The sequence below is a fragment of the Sinomonas terricola genome (genome assembly GCF_034931225.1).
Lineage (GTDB): Bacteria > Actinomycetota > Actinomycetes > Actinomycetales > Micrococcaceae > Sinomonas > Sinomonas terricola.
In genome coordinates this window covers 162987-179502 of sequence record NZ_JAYGGQ010000009.1, presented here as the reverse complement: position 1 = coordinate 179502, position 16516 = coordinate 162987, and the positions used below count along the sequence as shown (strand labels likewise).

Annotated in this window: 15 protein-coding genes and 1 pseudogene; 7 read left to right on the top strand and 9 right to left on the bottom strand. The window is 68.3% G+C overall.

Features of this window, described 5'->3' with window-relative positions:
• The first annotated feature begins 68 nt into the window (after nucleotides 1-68).
• From SPF06_RS12990 to SPF06_RS12980, 3 genes are all read left to right on the top strand, one after another.
• Entirely contained in the window at nucleotides 69-890 is an 822-nt protein-coding gene (locus SPF06_RS12990; RefSeq protein ID WP_323279502.1) for an SDR family NAD(P)-dependent oxidoreductase, read from the top strand.
• A gap of 194 nt (nucleotides 891-1084) precedes the next feature.
• The gene (locus SPF06_RS12985) at nucleotides 1085-2125 is read left to right on the top strand and encodes a hypothetical protein (protein WP_323279501.1); all 1041 of its coding nucleotides are present in this window, start codon (nucleotides 1085-1087) and stop codon (nucleotides 2123-2125) included.
• Nucleotides 2106-2945, top strand: a complete 840-nt coding sequence (locus SPF06_RS12980) for a GSU2403 family nucleotidyltransferase fold protein (RefSeq protein ID WP_323279500.1) — start codon at nucleotides 2106-2108, stop codon at nucleotides 2943-2945. The genes SPF06_RS12985 and SPF06_RS12980 overlap by 20 nt, the downstream gene beginning before the upstream one ends.
• 67 nt (nucleotides 2946-3012) lie before the next feature.
• Here SPF06_RS12980 and SPF06_RS12975 read toward each other — a convergent pair whose 3' ends face one another.
• Nucleotides 3013-3444, bottom strand: a complete 432-nt coding sequence (locus SPF06_RS12975; protein WP_323279499.1) for a zinc-binding dehydrogenase — start codon at nucleotides 3442-3444, stop codon at nucleotides 3013-3015.
• A 271-nt stretch (nucleotides 3445-3715) separates the two neighbouring features.
• A pseudogene (locus SPF06_RS22135) lies at nucleotides 3716-4021 on the bottom strand (alcohol dehydrogenase catalytic domain-containing protein); the annotation flags it as partial.
• Between the two features lie 76 nt (nucleotides 4022-4097).
• On the opposite strand from SPF06_RS22135, the gene SPF06_RS12970 reads away from it, so the two are divergent.
• The 3 genes from SPF06_RS12970 (at nucleotide 4098) to SPF06_RS12960 (ending at nucleotide 6095) form a co-directional block, all read left to right on the top strand.
• Nucleotides 4098-4754, top strand: coding sequence for a TetR/AcrR family transcriptional regulator (locus tag SPF06_RS12970; RefSeq protein ID WP_323279498.1), 657 nt, complete (start codon nucleotides 4098-4100; stop codon nucleotides 4752-4754).
• A gap of 85 nt (nucleotides 4755-4839) precedes the next feature.
• Nucleotides 4840-5712, top strand: a complete 873-nt coding sequence (locus tag SPF06_RS12965) for a serine/threonine-protein kinase (RefSeq protein WP_323279497.1) — start codon at nucleotides 4840-4842, stop codon at nucleotides 5710-5712.
• Nucleotides 5709-6095, top strand: a complete 387-nt coding sequence (locus tag SPF06_RS12960) for a hypothetical protein (RefSeq protein WP_323279496.1) — start codon at nucleotides 5709-5711, stop codon at nucleotides 6093-6095. Before SPF06_RS12965 ends, SPF06_RS12960 begins: the two co-directional genes overlap by 4 nt.
• Before the next feature lie 9 nt (nucleotides 6096-6104).
• On the opposite strand, the gene SPF06_RS12955 is transcribed toward SPF06_RS12960, so the two are convergent.
• The 6 genes from SPF06_RS12955 to SPF06_RS12930 all read right to left on the bottom strand — a co-directional run bounded on the left by SPF06_RS12955 (nucleotide 6105) and on the right by SPF06_RS12930 (nucleotide 13726).
• A complete protein-coding gene (locus SPF06_RS12955; RefSeq protein WP_323279494.1) occupies nucleotides 6105-7301 on the bottom strand; it encodes a GDSL-type esterase/lipase family protein in 1197 nt (398 codons plus the stop codon).
• Nucleotides 7298-8083, bottom strand: coding sequence for an alpha/beta hydrolase (locus SPF06_RS12950; protein WP_323279493.1), 786 nt, complete (start codon nucleotides 8081-8083; stop codon nucleotides 7298-7300). The genes SPF06_RS12955 and SPF06_RS12950 overlap by 4 nt, the downstream gene beginning before the upstream one ends.
• A complete protein-coding gene (locus SPF06_RS12945; RefSeq protein WP_323279492.1) occupies nucleotides 8080-9405 on the bottom strand; it encodes an MFS transporter in 1326 nt (441 codons plus the stop codon). The genes SPF06_RS12950 and SPF06_RS12945 overlap by 4 nt, the downstream gene beginning before the upstream one ends.
• 145 nt (nucleotides 9406-9550) lie before the next feature.
• A complete protein-coding gene (locus SPF06_RS12940) occupies nucleotides 9551-10630 on the bottom strand; it encodes a LacI family DNA-binding transcriptional regulator (protein WP_323279491.1) in 1080 nt (359 codons plus the stop codon).
• A 58-nt stretch (nucleotides 10631-10688) separates the two neighbouring features.
• Nucleotides 10689-12284 carry an arylsulfatase gene (locus SPF06_RS12935; RefSeq protein WP_323279490.1) on the bottom strand — a complete coding sequence of 532 codons (1596 nt, stop codon included), beginning with the start codon at nucleotides 12282-12284 and terminating at the stop codon, nucleotides 10689-10691.
• Nucleotides 12281-13726 carry a sulfatase family protein gene (locus SPF06_RS12930; RefSeq protein ID WP_323279488.1) on the bottom strand — a complete coding sequence of 482 codons (1446 nt, stop codon included), beginning with the start codon at nucleotides 13724-13726 and terminating at the stop codon, nucleotides 12281-12283. Before SPF06_RS12930 ends, SPF06_RS12935 begins: the two co-directional genes overlap by 4 nt.
• 99 nt (nucleotides 13727-13825) lie before the next feature.
• Here SPF06_RS12930 and SPF06_RS12925 point away from each other — a divergent pair, with 99 nt between their 5' ends.
• A complete protein-coding gene (locus tag SPF06_RS12925; RefSeq protein WP_323279487.1) occupies nucleotides 13826-15046 on the top strand; it encodes an ROK family transcriptional regulator in 1221 nt (406 codons plus the stop codon).
• Here SPF06_RS12925 and SPF06_RS12920 read toward each other — a convergent pair.
• Entirely contained in the window at nucleotides 15016-16413 is a 1398-nt protein-coding gene (locus SPF06_RS12920; protein WP_323279485.1) for a sugar porter family MFS transporter, read from the bottom strand. The two genes, SPF06_RS12925 and SPF06_RS12920, sit on opposite strands and share 31 nt — an antisense overlap.
• Nucleotides 16414-16516 lie beyond the last annotated feature (103 nt).

The window sequence follows — 16516 nt, the reverse complement described above, 5'->3', positions numbered from 1 at the left end:
GCCGCGGGGGCACCATGGAAGCAGAACGCAGGCGGCCCTCATGCGCCGCGCCCGGACGAAGGAGACTCATGGACAGCGCAGGCACCGCAGGTTCGAGCATCGCCGGCAGGGTCGTGCTGATCACGGGCGGCGGAACGGGAATCGGCGCGGCCGTCGCGGAGCGCTTCGCGGCGGAAGGCGCGCGCGTCGTCGTCGCCGGTCGTCGGATCGGCCCGCTCAAGGAGGTTGCGGCGTCGATCGGCGGGCTCGCCGTCGAAATGGATGCCGCGGACGCGGAGTCAGTCAAACAGGGCCTCGCGACGATCCTCGCCGAGCACGGCCGCCTCGACGTCCTCGTCGCCAACGCGGGCGGGCACGGCTTCTCATCGGTCGGCGACACGGACGACGCCGCGTGGGAGGCGTCGCTGCGCGCGAACCTGACGACGGCGTTCGTCGCCGCGCGCGAGTCCCTCCCGGCCCTCATCGAGTCGAGGGGGCAGATCGTCGTCATCTCCTCGCTCGCGGGCCTGTTCGCGGGGCCGTCCGTGGCTGGCTACACGGTGGGCAAGCACGCGCTCATCGGCCTGACGCGCACCCTCGCGCGCGACTATGGCCGGCACGGAGTGCGCGTCAACGCCGTGTGCCCCGGATGGGTCACGACGCCGATGGCCGACGCCGAGATGGACGAGTTCGCGGGCCACGCGGGCCTCGAGAGCCGCGCGGCCGCGTACGCGGCGGTCACCGCGGACGTCCCGCTCGGCCGGCCGGCCGCACCGAGCGAGATCGCATCGATCGTGCGCTTCCTCGGCTCCGGCGAGTCCTCCTACATGACGGGCTCGGTGCTCGTGGCCGACGGCGGCGCCCACATCGTCGACCTGCCCACCGTCGCCTTCGACCACGCGGGCATGTAGGGCGCGGGCCGCAACAGAGCCGGGCACGGCGTCTTACGGACATGTCAGTCAAGTCATCGCGCGGCGCACCCGTAGAGGCGGCATGAGCCTGGTTCGGGCGTTCGGGAAATCACCATGTTCCGTTCATTACGGAATGTCGCTATTATCTGAACATGGTGGGAGCTGGTGCGGAGGCACCACGAACTGAGGAAGACGTGCTGTCGGCGGGAGTCGCGGCGATACGCGACCGCCTGCCCTCCACGTGGTCGCTCTCGACTGGTGGCCGCGAAACCAGTGACCGCGGCGCTGACGCGGTGCTCTCGATTCGTGCGCCCGACGGGACGAAGGCAGTCCTGATCGTCGAGGCCAAGCGCCTACTCGAGACCCGAGACGTTGCGACGATTCGCGAGCAGCTAGCGAACCTCACCGCTCGACAGCCGGGAAGCGTTGGCGTGGTCGTCGCCCAATACCTGTCCAAGTCCACGCGAGAACGCCTGGCAGAGGCCGGGCTGTCCTTCGCGGACGCGACCGGCAACATCCTCGTGCGGGCAGAAGCGCCCGGTCTCTTCATCTCCGACCGCGGGGCCGACAACGACCCTTGGCGTGGCCCTGGGCGACCGCGAGGAACCCTCAAGGGGGAGCCTGCCGCCAAGGTCGTGCGAGCACTCCTGGACCTCAAGGGCCCATGGAAGATCCGTGACCTCGTCGGCGTATCGAAGGCATCGACAGGTTCGGTCTACCGTGTGCTCGAGTTCCTGGAGTCCGAGGCTTTGGCAACTCGCGAAGACGGACTGATCAGCGTCCCGGATTGGTCGGCCCTCCTTCGGCGCTGGAGCGAGGATTATCAGTTCCTCCACACCAACACGATCACCCGCTGGATCGCACCTCGCGGACTAGCTGCCTTTCTCGAACGGGTGCGCGACTCTGACGTCGGCAGCTACGCCCTGACCGGATCAGTCGCAGCCGCGGCCTGGCAGTCCTACGCGCCTGCGCGCTCGGCGATGGTCTACATCAGCGAGGCCGAACGCGCGGCCATGGAATGGGGACTGCGCCCTACCGAAACAGGCGCCAACGTCCTGATCGCGAAACCTGCCTACCCGGTCGTGCTCGAGCGCACTGTGACGGCGCTCGAAGGCCTTCAGGTAGCGGCACCCACGCAGGTTGCCGCCGATCTCATGACCGGACCGGGACGGGCGCCGTCCGAAGCAGAAGAACTCCTCGATTGGATGGAGCGCAATGAGCAATCCTGGCGATGACCCGACCGACCTCCTCGTCCGTGCCCGCACGGCGTTGCTCGACGCGCTTGAGGCACTCGCGCAGCAACGCGATGCCGTGATCGTCATCGGCGCTCAAGCGGTCTACCTGCGCACCGGCGGCATCGACGTCGCCCTCGCCGAAGCGACCAAGGACAGCGACGTTGCTCTCGACCCGCGCCGCCTGGCGGATGACCCGAGGATCGAGACGGCCATGAGGGAAGCGGGCTTCGTCCCTTCGGCTACCGGCCAGCCAGGAGCTTGGGTAGACGTCGACGGCATTCCTGTTGACCTGATGGTTCCCGAAGAACTCGCAGGACCGGGCGGCAAGCAGAGCCGCGGCGCGCGCATTCCGCCCCACGACAAGAAAGCTGCCCGTCGAGCCAGAGGCCTTGAGGCGACCCTCGTCGACCACGACGAAATCGACGTCAAGGCCCTCGACACGACTGACGGGCGGACCATCACAGTCAAAGTCGCGGGCCCAGCCGCCCTCCTTGTGGCCAAGCTGCACAAGCTGGGCGAACGAGCCGACAATCGTGCGCGGCTGAACGACAAAGACGCTCACGACGCCTACAGGATTCTCCGAGCAATAGACACCGAGACCCTGCGGGACGCGTTCACCGTCCTGCTCGACAACGAGCTCAGCCGAGAAGCCACCCGCGAGGCGCTCGGTCATCTCGCGGCGTTGTTCGCCAACGGTGCGGACGCGCTCGGGTCCACCATGGCCGGACGAGCCGAGGAAGGCGTTGGTGAACCCGAAGAGGTCGCCGTTGCAGTCTCTATCCTCGCCGATGATCTCCTCGCCAGCATCGGCCGACGCTGAGCATTCTGCCGCCGATGCGGGCCGGACCTGCGGACTCGAGGCCGTCGCAAGCGCGAACAGCGTGCCCCTAATCCCGCGGCGCCGAATCCACGACGACCACGGCCTGACCGGAGATCCGTCCGGCACCGAGGTCGGCAAGGGCGCTGCCCGCCTCGGCCAGCGGATAGGTGCGCGTCACGGCGGGGCGGAGCCTGCCCGCTATGACGGCATCGGCGAGCACGGTGAGGTCTTCCCGTCTGACGCGCCCGAGCATCCCACCCATCCGCTGCCCGGTCCACCGTGCGAGCAGCCGCGCGCGGAGCTGACGGCCGAGGCCGCCCGTGAGCGATCCGCCTTGCTCCCCGCCGACGATGACGAGGCGTCCACGCGGCGTCATCACGGACCGCAGCTCGCGGAGCGGCCGGTTTCCCGCGATGTCGACGACGACGTCGTAGCCCCCCTCCCCGCGCGTCGATCGCCTCGCGTTGGTAGTCGATGACGTCCCGTGCGCCGAGCCCAAGCACGAAGTCGCGCTTCGCGCCGCTCGCGACCCCTGTGACCTCTGCGCCAGCCGCGACCGCGAGCTGTACCGCATACGATCCGACGCCGCCTGACGCCCCGATGACGAGAACGCGCTCGCCCGAGGCCACCTTCGCGTGGTCGCGAACTGCCTGCAGCGCGGTGCACCCGGACACCGGCAGCGCCGCCGCGTCGACGGAAGCCAACTCAGGGGGCCGGCGCACGAGGCCGGAGGCCTTTGCCAGGGCGTACTGCGCGTACGTGCCGGTTCCCGGGCCGAAGACCGCGTCCCCTTCGGCGACCTCCGTGACGCCCTCGCCGACTGCGACGACCGTACCGGCGAATTCAAGCCCCGGCACCCGGACGCGCGGGCGCGCGAGCCCGCTCACCAGGCGGATCGCGTAGGGGAAGCCGGCCACAAGGTGCCAGACGGCGCGCTCCACTCCAGCTGCTTCGACCTTGACGAGCACCTGTCCTGGTCCGGGACTTGGCGCCTTCCCCTCAGCGAGCACGAGGGCAGCGGCCGGATCACTCGTGTAGCGCTCTTGGACGATGGCGGTGATGGTCTCGCGTGACATGGCTGGCCTCCAATGCGAACCTTACGATGTAAGAAACGATAGCCTTACGCTGTAAGCACGTCAAGGGACGGAGACCATGGCACGAGCGGCGCGGCGCGGAGCAGGGCTCACCCGGGACGAGATCATCGCGAAGGCGATGGCCCTGGCCGATTCAGACGGATTCGACAGCCTGAGCATGCGGCGGCTCGGCGAAGCGCTCGGTGTCGAAGCCATGTCCCTCTACCACCACGTGCCCAACAAGACCGCGCTGCTTGACGCCATGGTGGACAGGGTCTTCGAGGAGATCGCGCTTCCAGCGGGCTCCGATTGGAAGCTGGGGATGAGCTCGCGCGCCCACGCGCAGCGTCTGGCCCTCCGCCGTCATCCGTGGGCCCTGCGACTCCTCGAATCGCGCGCGACGCCCGGCCCGGCGAACCTGCGCCACCACGACGACGTGCTGGGCTACCTGCGCGATGCCGGTTTCGGCGTCCGCGCCGCGGGCCACGCCTACGCGCTCCTCGATGCCTTCGTCTACGGCTTCGTTGTCCAGGAGCAAGCGCTCCCGTTCGACGCCGAGACCGGACCGCAGCTCGCGTCGTCACTGCTCGACGGCGCGGCGGGCACCGGATTTCCGCACCTCGAGGAGTTCATGCGGGCCGTCGTGGTGCCGGGCGGCTACGACTTCGCCGACGAGTTCGAGGTGGGCCTGAGCCTCGTCCTCGATGCCCTCGAAAACCTGCGAAAACGGCCTTGACCCCCGCCGGTGCGCCGCCACAGCTTTTTCCCGCATCGGGTCTACCGTGAAATCACAGGGGCAGTCCGGGTCGAAAGGGCAGATTGTGGCCGAAGGCGACACCCGGCTCAAGTCCTCCCTCGTCGGCGGGCGGTATCGTCTGCTCGAGGTTGCAGGCAGCGGAGCCATGGCGACAGTGCATCGCGCTCACGACGAATTCCTCGGCCGCACGGTCGCGGTCAAGACGTTCCGCGCGCTCGCCCCCGACCACGAGGACGACCAGCGGCGGCGCGCCGAGATGGAAGTCCTCGCGCGGCTGAGCCACCCGAGCCTCGTCCAGCTGTTCGACGCCGGGCGCGAGGTCACCGAAGACGGCGCCGAGCACGTCACGTACCTCGTCATGGAGTTCGTCGCGGGCGCCGACCTGCGCCGTCGGCTCCTCCAGGGGCCCATGGACGACGACGACGTCCGCAGCCTGGGTGCCGACCTCGCCGGAGCCCTCTCCTACATGCACGAGCTCGGCATCGTGCATCGGGACATCAAGCCCGCGAACATCCTCGTCCCCGACGCGTCCCCCGGCGCCCGATCACGCCGGCCCGCGAAGCTCACGGACTTCGGCATCGCGCGCGTCACGGACGGCGCGCGCCTCACCCTCACGAACACGACCGTCGGAACCGCGAGCTACCTGAGCCCCGAGCAGGCCCGCGGCGAGGAGATCGGCCCCGCGTCGGACATCTACTCGCTCGGCCTCGTGCTCCTCGAATGCCTCACGGGGGTCATCGAGTTCCCGGGCAGCGCGGTCGAATCCGCCGTCGCCCGGCTGCTCCGCGACCCGCGCGTGCCGGAACGGCTCGGCGAACCCTGGGTCGGCCTCCTGCCGCGCATGACGGCGAGGGAGCCCTCCGCGCGCCCAAGCGGAGACGACGTCGCGGCCGACCTCCGCGCGTCGGCCCACCGCGACGTGACGGTGACCCTGTGAACGCGAAGGCCCTCCGTCTCGCACCCGCCGCCGCGGCCCTCGGCCTCGCCGCGGCAGTGCTCGCGGGCTGCGGCCAGGCGCCGTCGGACCTCGACTCACAGTTCGCGGCGAACCTCCAGGCCTCGACCGAGCGCGTGCGCGGCGAAGCGGCCGCGGGCCACTACGCCGAGGCCCTCGAGGAGCTCACGGCCATCGAATCCCAGGCCAACAGCGCCGCGGCGCAAGGGACGCTCAGCCCAGCCCGGAAGCAGGACATCCTCGCCGCCGTCGCCCTCGTGCGCGCGGACCTCGAGACCCATGTTCCGCCGTCGCCCACTGTCAGCCCGGCCTCCCCGACGCCGGCCTCCGCGACACATAGCCCAGGCCAGCCGCCCACGCCGTAGCCGCCGCGATCACCACCCCAGCGTCGAGCGGGGAACGAGGCCGTCCTCGCCGAACACGAAATGAGCGAATCGACGGCCGATCTCGGCGTAGAGGTCGGCGTCAGGGTGCAGCGAGTCCGGCAACGGGTGGCGCGGAAGATCTGCCGGCCCGTAGAGCGCGAGTCCGTCGAGGTAGGCGATGTTCTCGCCGGCGCTGCCCCGCACGGTGACGACGTGCTCGACGTGTCGGCGGGAGTTGGCGAGGGTGAGCGCCCCCTTGGCGACGTCGGCGGGGTCGCCGTCGGTGTAGCAGCGCACGCCTCCGTCGGGAAGGAACTCGACACCGCTCGGTCCCGGGTTGTCGTCGCTCCCGGGCCACAGGATCGAGGAAGCGAGCACGATCGGGGTGTCGGGGTGCCCTCGCCGAACGCGGTCAAGGAACCCATGGAGTGCCGGGACGAACGTGCGCTGATCCATCGATCGGGCACCGACGATGTTGACTCCCACCTTGACCGATATGACATCGGCGGGCGTGGCAGCGATCGCATCCGCGACAAATGGATCCAGCATGCACTGGCCCCCGAAGCCGAGGTTGATGACGTCGAGGCCAGTGATCGCGGCGGAAACGACCGGCCACACGCTCGTCGGCAGCTCAGGTTCGACACAATGGCTGATAGAGCTGCCGTGATGGATCCAGACGGGCTGGGCGGTCTCAGCGGCCGCGGACACCGGGGCATCGCCGTCGACGTCGAGCAGGTCGACGATCACGCCTTGCGGGAGAAACACCGTGACGGTCTTCTCGCCCACGGGAAGCGAATCGAACTCGACGAGAGACGAGTCGCGGTGTGCCGTGGTCGTCGCTTCGTCGCCTGCGATCGTGACTTGCAGCACGTGGTCGACAGGCGCTTCGGCGGTCGCGACCGTCACGCCGTCGATCTGGGCGACGAAGCGATTGCGCGCCCCCGGAGCGTCCCCGAACCGGATGTGGGTGCACCGAACGCGCAGGGTCAATCGCGCACCGGTCGTTTCCAACCGGAGACGCACGCCGCTCGCAGTCGAGGCGATGGCGCGCAAGCTCTCGCCGGACGGCGGGAACTTCGACCAGTACTCCGAAGGGATCCGAACAGGACGCACTCCGCCTTGCGCGGCCACCAGCTCGAGATGGCCCTCGATGCGGACGCTCCCGCCCTGCAGGAACAGGACTTCACCGCACGCTACCGCCGTCATTCGTTCACCCTCCGCATCGCATGATGGCTGATGAAGTCCACCGTATGGGAGAACACCAGCTCGCGGTGGTGCACCGTGCCCCACCCGTGGTCGGCGCCGTCGACCACCGTCAGCTCGGCGCGGTCGTAGACCTGAAGGTAGCGCTCGGCGTAGGACAACGGGACGAAGTCTTCGGTCCCGTGAAGGAGGCGAACCGGCCCAGCGTAGGCGGTCGCCCGGCCGTAGACATCGAACGACGCCGCGTCGTCGCGTATCGCCGGGCCCATCCGCATCCCCAGGAAATCGAAGTACCCGTCCGAATCCAAGGTTTCCAGCGATCTCCCCTGCAGGGTGCCGCCGCGGATCTCGTCCGCGAACATCGCGGCGGTGGACCACATCGTCAGGGAGCGGACCGGCAGCGCCGACTCTGCCGCGACGACGGACGCGACGACCGACCCAAGGCTCATCCCGACGAGATGCAGATTGCCTGCATCGACAGCGTCGAGGTCAGCGATAGCCGCCAGGACGTGGTGCCCATGGCGGACGTCCAGCGAGACGGAAGTGTCGAAGAATTCTCCATCGCTCTCTCCGTGGCCGGCGCGGTCGTAGGCGACCACCCCGATGCCCTTCGCGGCGAGCCGGCGCGCGAGCGTGACGAACATGCAGGTCGTTTCGACTCGCGAATTCCCGAAGCCGTGGAAGAGCACTGCGGTCCCGCGGGGTTCGCGCAACGACGGCACGTAGTGGGTGCCACGCAGGCAGAGTCCGTCCACGACGGTCTCAAAGGGCCGGATCAGGGTCATGGCCGTTCTCCCTCCGCACCGGACATCGCGGTGAGGTCCTCTTGCGACGAGACCAGCGCCGACTCGAGGTCGAATTCGTTGCGCGCGTTCCGCCGGAACCCGAGCCAGCCGACGAAGAATCCTGCGCCTGCGAGGACTGACACGCCCACGTACAGGGCGCTCGGGTTGAGCAGGACGAGTGCCGGCGTGACGATGTTCAGCCCGGCGGTGGCGAACCGGGAGACCGCGTAGACGGTTCCCTGCGCGGTTGCCCGCAGCATCGTCGGGAACGATTCCTGGGTCCAGACCTTCATGATCGTCTCGAAGCAGAAGGCGCTGAAGAACACCGTGGCCACGGTGGTGATGATGAGTGCCGGAAGGCTGAATCCGAAGATGACGGGCAGCAGGTTCGCGACGACGACGCCGACGGCGCCCACGACGTAGTAGGACATCCGGAGCTTCGTGTCGACGACGGCCATGAACCAGATCGCGGCGACGATGGCGGCGGGCATGGCCAGGGTGGTCCATGAGTTGTATTCCGCGATCGAGGCGCCCGTGACGTTGACCGCGACGAAGGTGCCGAAGCTCCCCGCGACGCTCGTGGCCATCGCGGCAAGAGTGTAGTAGCCGATCAGGGTGAAGAACGGGCGACGGTACGGGGCATGCCCGAAGTCGCGGAGGCGGACTCGCTCGGCGCGAACGGTGTGGATTCCGGCGCGGCGTTCGTCGCGCGCGGCGAGCCAGGACGCCGACTCGGGGATCGTCAGGCGGAGCAGGAGCACTCCGAGGGCCACCGCCGCGAAGGTTCCGAAGATGACCAGACCGCCCGCGGGACCGGCGGCGCCGAAGTTGATGGCGAGCAGCACGGCGAGGAGGATGCCGAAACCGCCCAGCAGGTTCGAGAACACGAGGATCTTGCCGCGGTTGCGGTCGTTGGCCGCCTCGGAGATCGTCGCGAGCGCCACGGGGAGGTCGGCACCCACGCCGACGCCGATGAGGGAGACGCCGAGGAGGAGGGTCGGAAGAGCCACGCCAAGAAGAGGAATCGCGGCGCCGACCGCGGTGAGCGCCATCGTGATGAGGAAGACGGTGCGGCGGCCCCAGTGGTCGCCCAGCCGGCCTCCTGCAAGCGATCCGATCGCCACGCCCGCGGTAAGCGCGCCCGTGAGCAGGCCGACCTCGGTGGGCGAGAGGCCAGGCATGTCGGGCTTGAGCGCCTGGAACAGCACGAGTGCGATCGGAATCCCGGTCGTGATGCCGGTGTCAACGAAGGTGGCCAGGCCGCAGACGACGCCGACCCACCACGCATTCGGGGTAGGTCTGGCTGTACCCAATGTGGACATGCGAATACTCCCTTGTAGTCGGATTGCCGAGTGGAGCGCCAAGAACGAACCAGAGAGTTGCGTCGGCGTCACATCATCGTGCTATACCGATATAGCACGTGTCAAGATCAATGTTTGTAAAAATCAACGGATTGCGTTGGAGGGCTCAGCGCACCGACCGCGGCGCGGAGACTGATCCTCCGGGCGCCAGCGGCATGGGCACACGATGAATGCGCGGCGCGGCCTCGCGGTCGAGCAGCAGCTGAGCCGCGAGCCTGCCCAGCGCTTCGTGGGGCAGGGCCACGGAAGTCAGGGCGGGCCGCACAGCCGTCGCGAGAGGACTGCCATCGAAGGCGATCACGGAGACGTCGTCGGGCACCCGCAGCCCGGCATCCTGGAGCGCCTGATAGGCGCCGAGCCCCACCGCGTCGTTGACGCAGATGAGGGCAGACGGGGCGGCGCCCGAAGCGAGGAGCTTGGCAACACTGCTTCGCCCGCCGGCCACATCCCAGTCGCCGTCGACTGAAGCCCTGCCCGCGAGCGCGGTGCCAGCCGCCGCAAGTGCCGCGTCGATCCCCCGAAGCCTCTCGGTGAGGGCGAGGGGACTCCAGCCGTGCCAGGAGCCGCCCCCCGTGATTCCCGGAGGGAAGACTCCGACGAACCAGATGCGATCGCGGTGGCCGGCAGAGAGCAGGGCCGTCGCCGCCGTCGTCCCGGCACCGACCTCGTCGGGAATCACCGCCGTCGTGTCGGAGTCCTCCGACACGCAGTTCAGGAGGACAAACGGCGCATTTCGGAGCAGTGTCGGCACGGCGATAGTGCGGGTGAACATGGACCCGTAGATGATCCCGTCGACGTCTCGGTCAATGAGGCTCCGCAAGAGCCTCTCCTCGAGGGACGGCTCCCCCTGGCTGTCCACCATGTACAGCAGCGTGTCGGCGTCGTGAAGCGACTCAAGGACGCCGCGCACCATCGAGTTCGCGACCGACGTCGTGCCGATGAAGTCGGACACGAGCGCGACGGTACCCGACTTTCCGGTGCGCAACGTCTTGGCGGTCGCATTGGGGCTGTAGCCGAGTTCCTCGGCGGCACGGCGGACGCGGGCCGAGGTGTCAGCCGAAAGCCGCAGATCGGTTCGGCCGTTGAGCACAAAGGAGACGGCGGACCGCGAGACGCCAGCGCGCTCGGCGACCTCTGTCAGGGTGACGCGGCCCTCGCCACGCTGCCCCCGACTGCGTCCGTCCATGTGCTCGCTCTCCTAACCCCCTCCCAGCATAGGGGGCTCACCCTCTCCCGAAAGGAGGTCATCGCGGTCGCCCGATGTTCCTCGGTTCGACGCCGGCCGGCTCGGTACTCGGCGAGGGGGCCGCGCCTGCCTTGACCTGCGGCCACGGGATGACTCCGACCTCCTGTGCCCAGGCCTCCCACCGTTCGGCGAGCGATGAGACCACGTCCGCGTGGTCCGCGGCAAGATCATGCAGCTCGGAGCGGTCAGTCCGGACGTCGTAGAGTTCCCAGTCCTGTTCAGCTTCGCGGACGAGCTTCCATTGGCCTTCGCGCGTCCCCGCGTTGCCGATGTGTTCCCAGAAGAGGGGATGGCCGTCGTCGGGCGCTTGGCCAGCGGCCAGGGACGGCAGCATCGATTGACCGGGCAAGTCGCCGGGTACGGCGACTCCGGCTGCCTCGAGGATGGTGGGGAGCACGTCGGTGAGCTGTTGGGGCGTGTGCCGGATCGAGGTTTCGGCCAGGCGGCGCGCGGGCCAGGAGACGATGAAGGGCGTGGAGATGCCGCCCTCGTGGATCCAGCGCTTGTAGAGCCGGAAGGGCGTGTTCGAGAGGTTGGCCCAGGCCTGCCCGTAGCTGCTGAAGGTGTCCTCGGCTCCGGGCCAGATGACCGGTTCGTTGCCCAGCTGCATCGGCACCCCATCGAGGGTGGTCTGGGGCTGCCGCTCCCTGAACTTCGGGGCGTCCGCCGGAGGAAGCTCTTCGGCGCAGGCGCCGTTGTCGGAGAGGAACACGACGAGGGTATCCTCGGCCGCCCCGGCGGCCTCGGTTGAGTCGAGGACGCGGCCGATGGCTGTGTCCATGAGCTCGACTTGGGCCGCGTAGACGGCCATCCGGCGCGCCTCCCAGGCCTTCTCGGCGACGTCGCCCCAGGCCGGCTGCGACGGGTCGCGCTCACTCAGCGCCGATTCCTCGCCGAGGATGCCCTCCTCGCGGAGGCGCGCGTACCGCGCCTGCCGCAAGGCGTCCCAGCCCGCCGCGTACAGCTCCTCGTAGGGTGCCACGACGTCCTCGGGGGCGTGGAGCGGCCAGTGGGGGGCATTGAAGGCGAGGTACAGGAAGAAGGGCTTTCCGTCGTCGGCCGTCTTCGAGACGAACTCAGCGGCGTGGTCGCCGATCGCCGTCGTCAGATAGAAGCCCGCGCCGGGCGGGGCCAGCCGCTCCTCGTTGTGGAAGAGGCCGCGGGGGTGGAAGTAGTCGTCGGCGCCGCCGAGGATGCCATAGAACTCGTCGAAGCCCTTGCGTGTCGGCCAGCTGGCGTTCGGCACGGCGGTGTCGGCGGCGAGGTGCCATTTGCCGGAGAGGCACGTGGCATAGCCGGCGGCGCGGAGGTGCTCGGCGACGGTCGGGACGTCGGGGCTCAGGCTCCCGGGGTAGCCCCAGGGGCGCTGGTCGTCCGTGAGGATGCCGATTCCCGTCTCGTGCGGGTGGCGCCCCGTGAGCAGGCTGGCGCGCGACGGCGAGCACCGGGCGGTGTTGTAGAACGACGAGAGGCGGACGCCGGCCCGGCCCAGGCGGTCGAGGTTCGGTGTGCGGATCTCACCGCCGTAGCAGCCCAGGTCCGAGAATCCGAGGTCGTCGGCGAGGATGAGGACGATGTTGGGGCGGGCGCTCATCGTGCGTTCGCTTCGGCCAGCAGGGCGGGGACAGGCTGGCTCGGGTGGGGCTGGTCGAGGAGGCGCGCCTGCTCGGCCCACATCTGCGCCTTGAGCTGTTCGCGGATCTCGGCGTAGGCGGGGTCGTCGTAGACGTTGCGGAGCTCTTCGGGGTCCTCCTGCAGGTCGTAGAGCTCCCATTCCGGCGGGTAGGTGAAGGGGCCGGTGCCGGGGATGCCGAGGCCGTCGTTGTAGAAGTAGATGAGCTTGTAGCGCTCGGTCCGGTAGCCATAGTGGGCCGGGGCCTTGTGGTAGACGTCGTCGTGCTCCCAGTAGCGGTAGTAGACGCCCTCGGCCGGGGGCTGCTCGGGTGCACCAAGGAGGTCGGGCCAGAAGCTGCGGCCCTGCATGCGCGGGTGGTGGCCTACGCCGGCCGCGTCGAGGATCGTCTGGGCCATATCGACGTTGGTGACCATGCCCTCGAACACCTTGCCGCCGGAGAGCCTGCGCGGGTAGGAGAGCACGAACGGCATCCGGAGCGACTCCTCGTACATGAACCGCTTGTCGAACCAGCCGTGGTCGCCGAGGAAGAAGCCCTGGTCCGAGGCGTACATGAGCAGGGTGTCCTCGAACTCGCCGCGCTCGCGCAGCCAGTCGATGACTCGGCCGACATTGTCGTCGACGCTGTCCACACAGGCGAGGTAGTCCTCCATGAAGCGCTGGTACTTCCACACTGCGGCCTCCTCGTAGGTCAGCCCTGCGGGCGGGTCGACCTTGAGGTCCTCGCGGTTGAGGTTCTCCGCGAGCCGCACGGCCGCGCGGCGCGCGGAAGCGGATCGGGTGGCGTAGTCGTCGTCGAACGTCTTGGGCAGGGGGATTGGCGTGCCGGCGTACTTGCCCACATACTTCTCGTCCGGCTGCCACGGCCGGTGCGGGGCCTTGTGGTAGACCAGGACACACCACGGGTCGTCGCCCTCGAGGGACTCGAGCCAGTTCAGGACGAGATCGGTGATGATCTCCGTCGCGTAGCCCTTCTCGGTGCGCAGCCCGTCCTTGGAGAGGAAGCGGGGGTTCCAGTACTCGCCCTGCTCGATGACCACGTCCCAGTAGTCGAAGTTCTGCGGATCGTGCCCGTCGCCGTCGCCCATGTGCCACTTGCCGATCATCGCCGTGCGATAGCCCGCGGCCCTGAGCTGGCTGATGAAGGTGGGCTGGGACGCGTCGATCGGGGTCACGAGGGTGGAGACGCCGTTGATGTGGCTGTAGGTACCGGTGAGGATCGAGGCACGCGAGGGCGAGCACAGCGCATTCGTGGCGAAGCAGTTCTCGAACCGCCAGCCGTTCTCGGCGATCTCGTCGATTCGGGGCGTCTGGTTCACGATCGATCCATAGGCACCGATGGAGTGCGCGGCATGGTCGTCGGTCAAGATCATCACGACATTTGGTCGCTTCACAATGCTCATGGCGTCCACCTCGAGGTAGGGGCAGAGGCCGCACTTGGGGGCATCTGCTTTAATTTCTCTACTAACAAAAATAACTGCTCGGGGCGATACACTCAAGTGGTGACCGTCACTGCCCAAAACCAGAACCCTCGCCGGTTCCGAAGCGGCCGCTTCGTCGTGGAACCGCCCCTCGAGGGCAGGTACGACGGGCTCATCCTCTCGCTCCTCCGCAGGCGCGGCCGGATGTCGCGGAGCGCAATCTCCTCCGTGACAGGACTCTCCGCGACGACGGTGACCAAGACAGTGACCCCACTGCTCGATCGAGGGTTTGTCGAAGAGGTCGGAACCGACGCAGCCGCCAGGATCGGCCGGCCCGCCATCGACCTTCGCCTCGTCCCGGACGCTCGCCTCGTCTGCGGTGTTCAGATTGGAGTCGGCTTTGCCCGAGCCGGACTCGTTGATGCCATCGGCCGCTCTTCCGGCTCCGTGGAATTCGCCTTCGACCCCGGACAAGACGCCCAGAGCGTCCTCGACGAGATCGCGGACAGGGTGGAGAACGAGGTCCTTGAGGCCTCCCCGGCTCCCTTGATGGCCGTGGGCATTGCGGCTCCCGGCGCGGTGGAAGCGGATCACCGCACCAATTCGCTTTCCATCAATCTCGGCTGGCACGACGTGCCCATGGCGGAGATCTTCGAGAGGCGGACTGGCCTCCCGACTGCCGTCGACCACAACGTCCGAGCCATGGCGCTGGCGGAGAACCGATTCGGTGCTGGCGCTGCGAACCTCGCCTTCGTCTATGTCGGGACCGGCGTCGGCCTGGGGCTCGTCCTCCATGACACCCCGTTCCGGGGCGGGAGCCACGGCGTCAGCGAACTCGGGCACATCCACGTCCTCGAGTCGGGCGAGCGCTGCTCGTGCGGCTCCACCGGCTGCCTCGAGACCATCGTCTCGGAGCCAGCGCTGCTCCGACAGCTGCGAGCCCTCGGCGTCGAGCCGGCGGACGGGGAACATCCCCTCCCGCTGATCGAGCGCCTCGCGATCGAGAGGGAGGATGTGCAGGAGATTCGGAGGCGGGCCCTTGCCGGCCTCGGAACCGCGCTTGCCAGTACCGTCAATCTCTTCAGCCCCGATCTTGTCGTGGTCGGCGGCGCGCTGTCCGAAGCGTCCGAGGCCTTCCTCTCCGATCTGCGGTCCGAGACGAGGGAACAGGTGTTCCCCCTGCTCCGCGAAGCCCTGCAGATCGAGCCGAGCTCCTTCGGCGCGGAAGCCGGCGTTGTCGGGGCGGCGTCGGTTGCGCTGGAGGAGTTCTACTACGGCGTGGGGGCGCCGGCGACGGCCTGAGCTTCCAGGCCCATCTCGATCTCCTCAAGTGTCCGCCGGCTGGTCTCCGGCTGGGCGAAGAAGGCCACGAAGAAAGCCACGACCCCCATGACCGCGAAGAACGAGAAGGCGAGGCCACTGCCCTCAGCCAACAGGATGGGGAACACGAGGGACAACGTGAAGGTCGAGGCGTAGTTGAACAGCTGGGCCACGCCCTGCAGGGATCCTCTGATGCGGGTCGGCAGGAGCTCCGAAACGACGATGCGCGTCGCCGTTCCCCAGGAGAGCGAGTAGGTCGCCTTGAACACGGACAGGGCGGCGATCGCGATGAAGCCGCTCACGCCCACCGTGAGGCCAACCGTCCAGGACAGGATGGCCATGGTCGCCATGGCCGCCGCCATCACGAGAGCTCCCGTGTAGAGCATGGGGCGGCGACCCCATTTGTCGATCACCCGCGCGGCGATGACCGTGAAGATCACAGAGATCACACCGAAGCCGATCGTGTTGAGGATCGAGGCGGAGGCGCTGAAGCCGATCTTCTGCAGGATCAGCGGTGCGTAGTAGGTGATGGTGTTGATGCCGACGAGCTGCGTGAGCATCTCGAGCGCGATGGCGAGGAGGATGACCTTCCGCACGCCCGGCTGCAGCATCTGCCGCCAGGGAGTCGAACGATGGGCGAGCGTCACGCGCATCTCCGCCATCGTCGTCTCGACCTCCTCCGCGGACACCTGGCGCGCGAGCTGGGCCCGCGCCTCATCCTCGCGCCCCCTGCTGAGCAGCCAGCGCGGGCTCTCGGGAAGGACCCACACGCCGACCGCTAGGACGACGGCCGGGACCAGCATGACGGCGAACATCTCGCGCCATGCGTGGGATTCGGAGAAGGCGTAGTTGGTCAGGTAGGCGGAGAGGATTCCGCAGGCGATCATGAGCTGCGTGAGGGCACCGATGCGCCCACGGATCCGCGCCGGGGCGATCTCGGCGAGGAAGAGCGGGATCGAGAGCGCCACGATGCCGATGCCCAAGCCGAGGACGGCCCGGGCCGCCATGAGCACGGCCGCGTTCGGTGCGATCACGGCCAGCAGGATCCCGACCATGAAGACCAACGAGGAGATGAAGATGAGCTTCTTGCGACCGAGGGCGTTCGCGAGCAGGCCGCTGAGCAAAGCGCCCGTGGCCGAGCCGATGGAGAGGAACGAGCCGATGAGGCCCGTGTCCACGGGAGTCAGATGGAAGTCCGGCTTGATGTAGAGCAGCGCACCGGCGAGCACGCCGTTGTCGTAGCCCCAGATCAGGGCCCCGAGGGAACCGAAGAAGAAGACGACGCCCGGCCGAACGGTGCGGAAACGTCTGTCAGACGCCGAAGACAGGGCGGCGGTCTGCTGGGTCATTCTGTCACTCCATTGGGATACAGGAAGAGGGTGGGGGCACATCGGATAATTTCTTTTTCTAAGAAAGAAACTAACAGCTGTGATGGGTGCCACACAAGTCCCC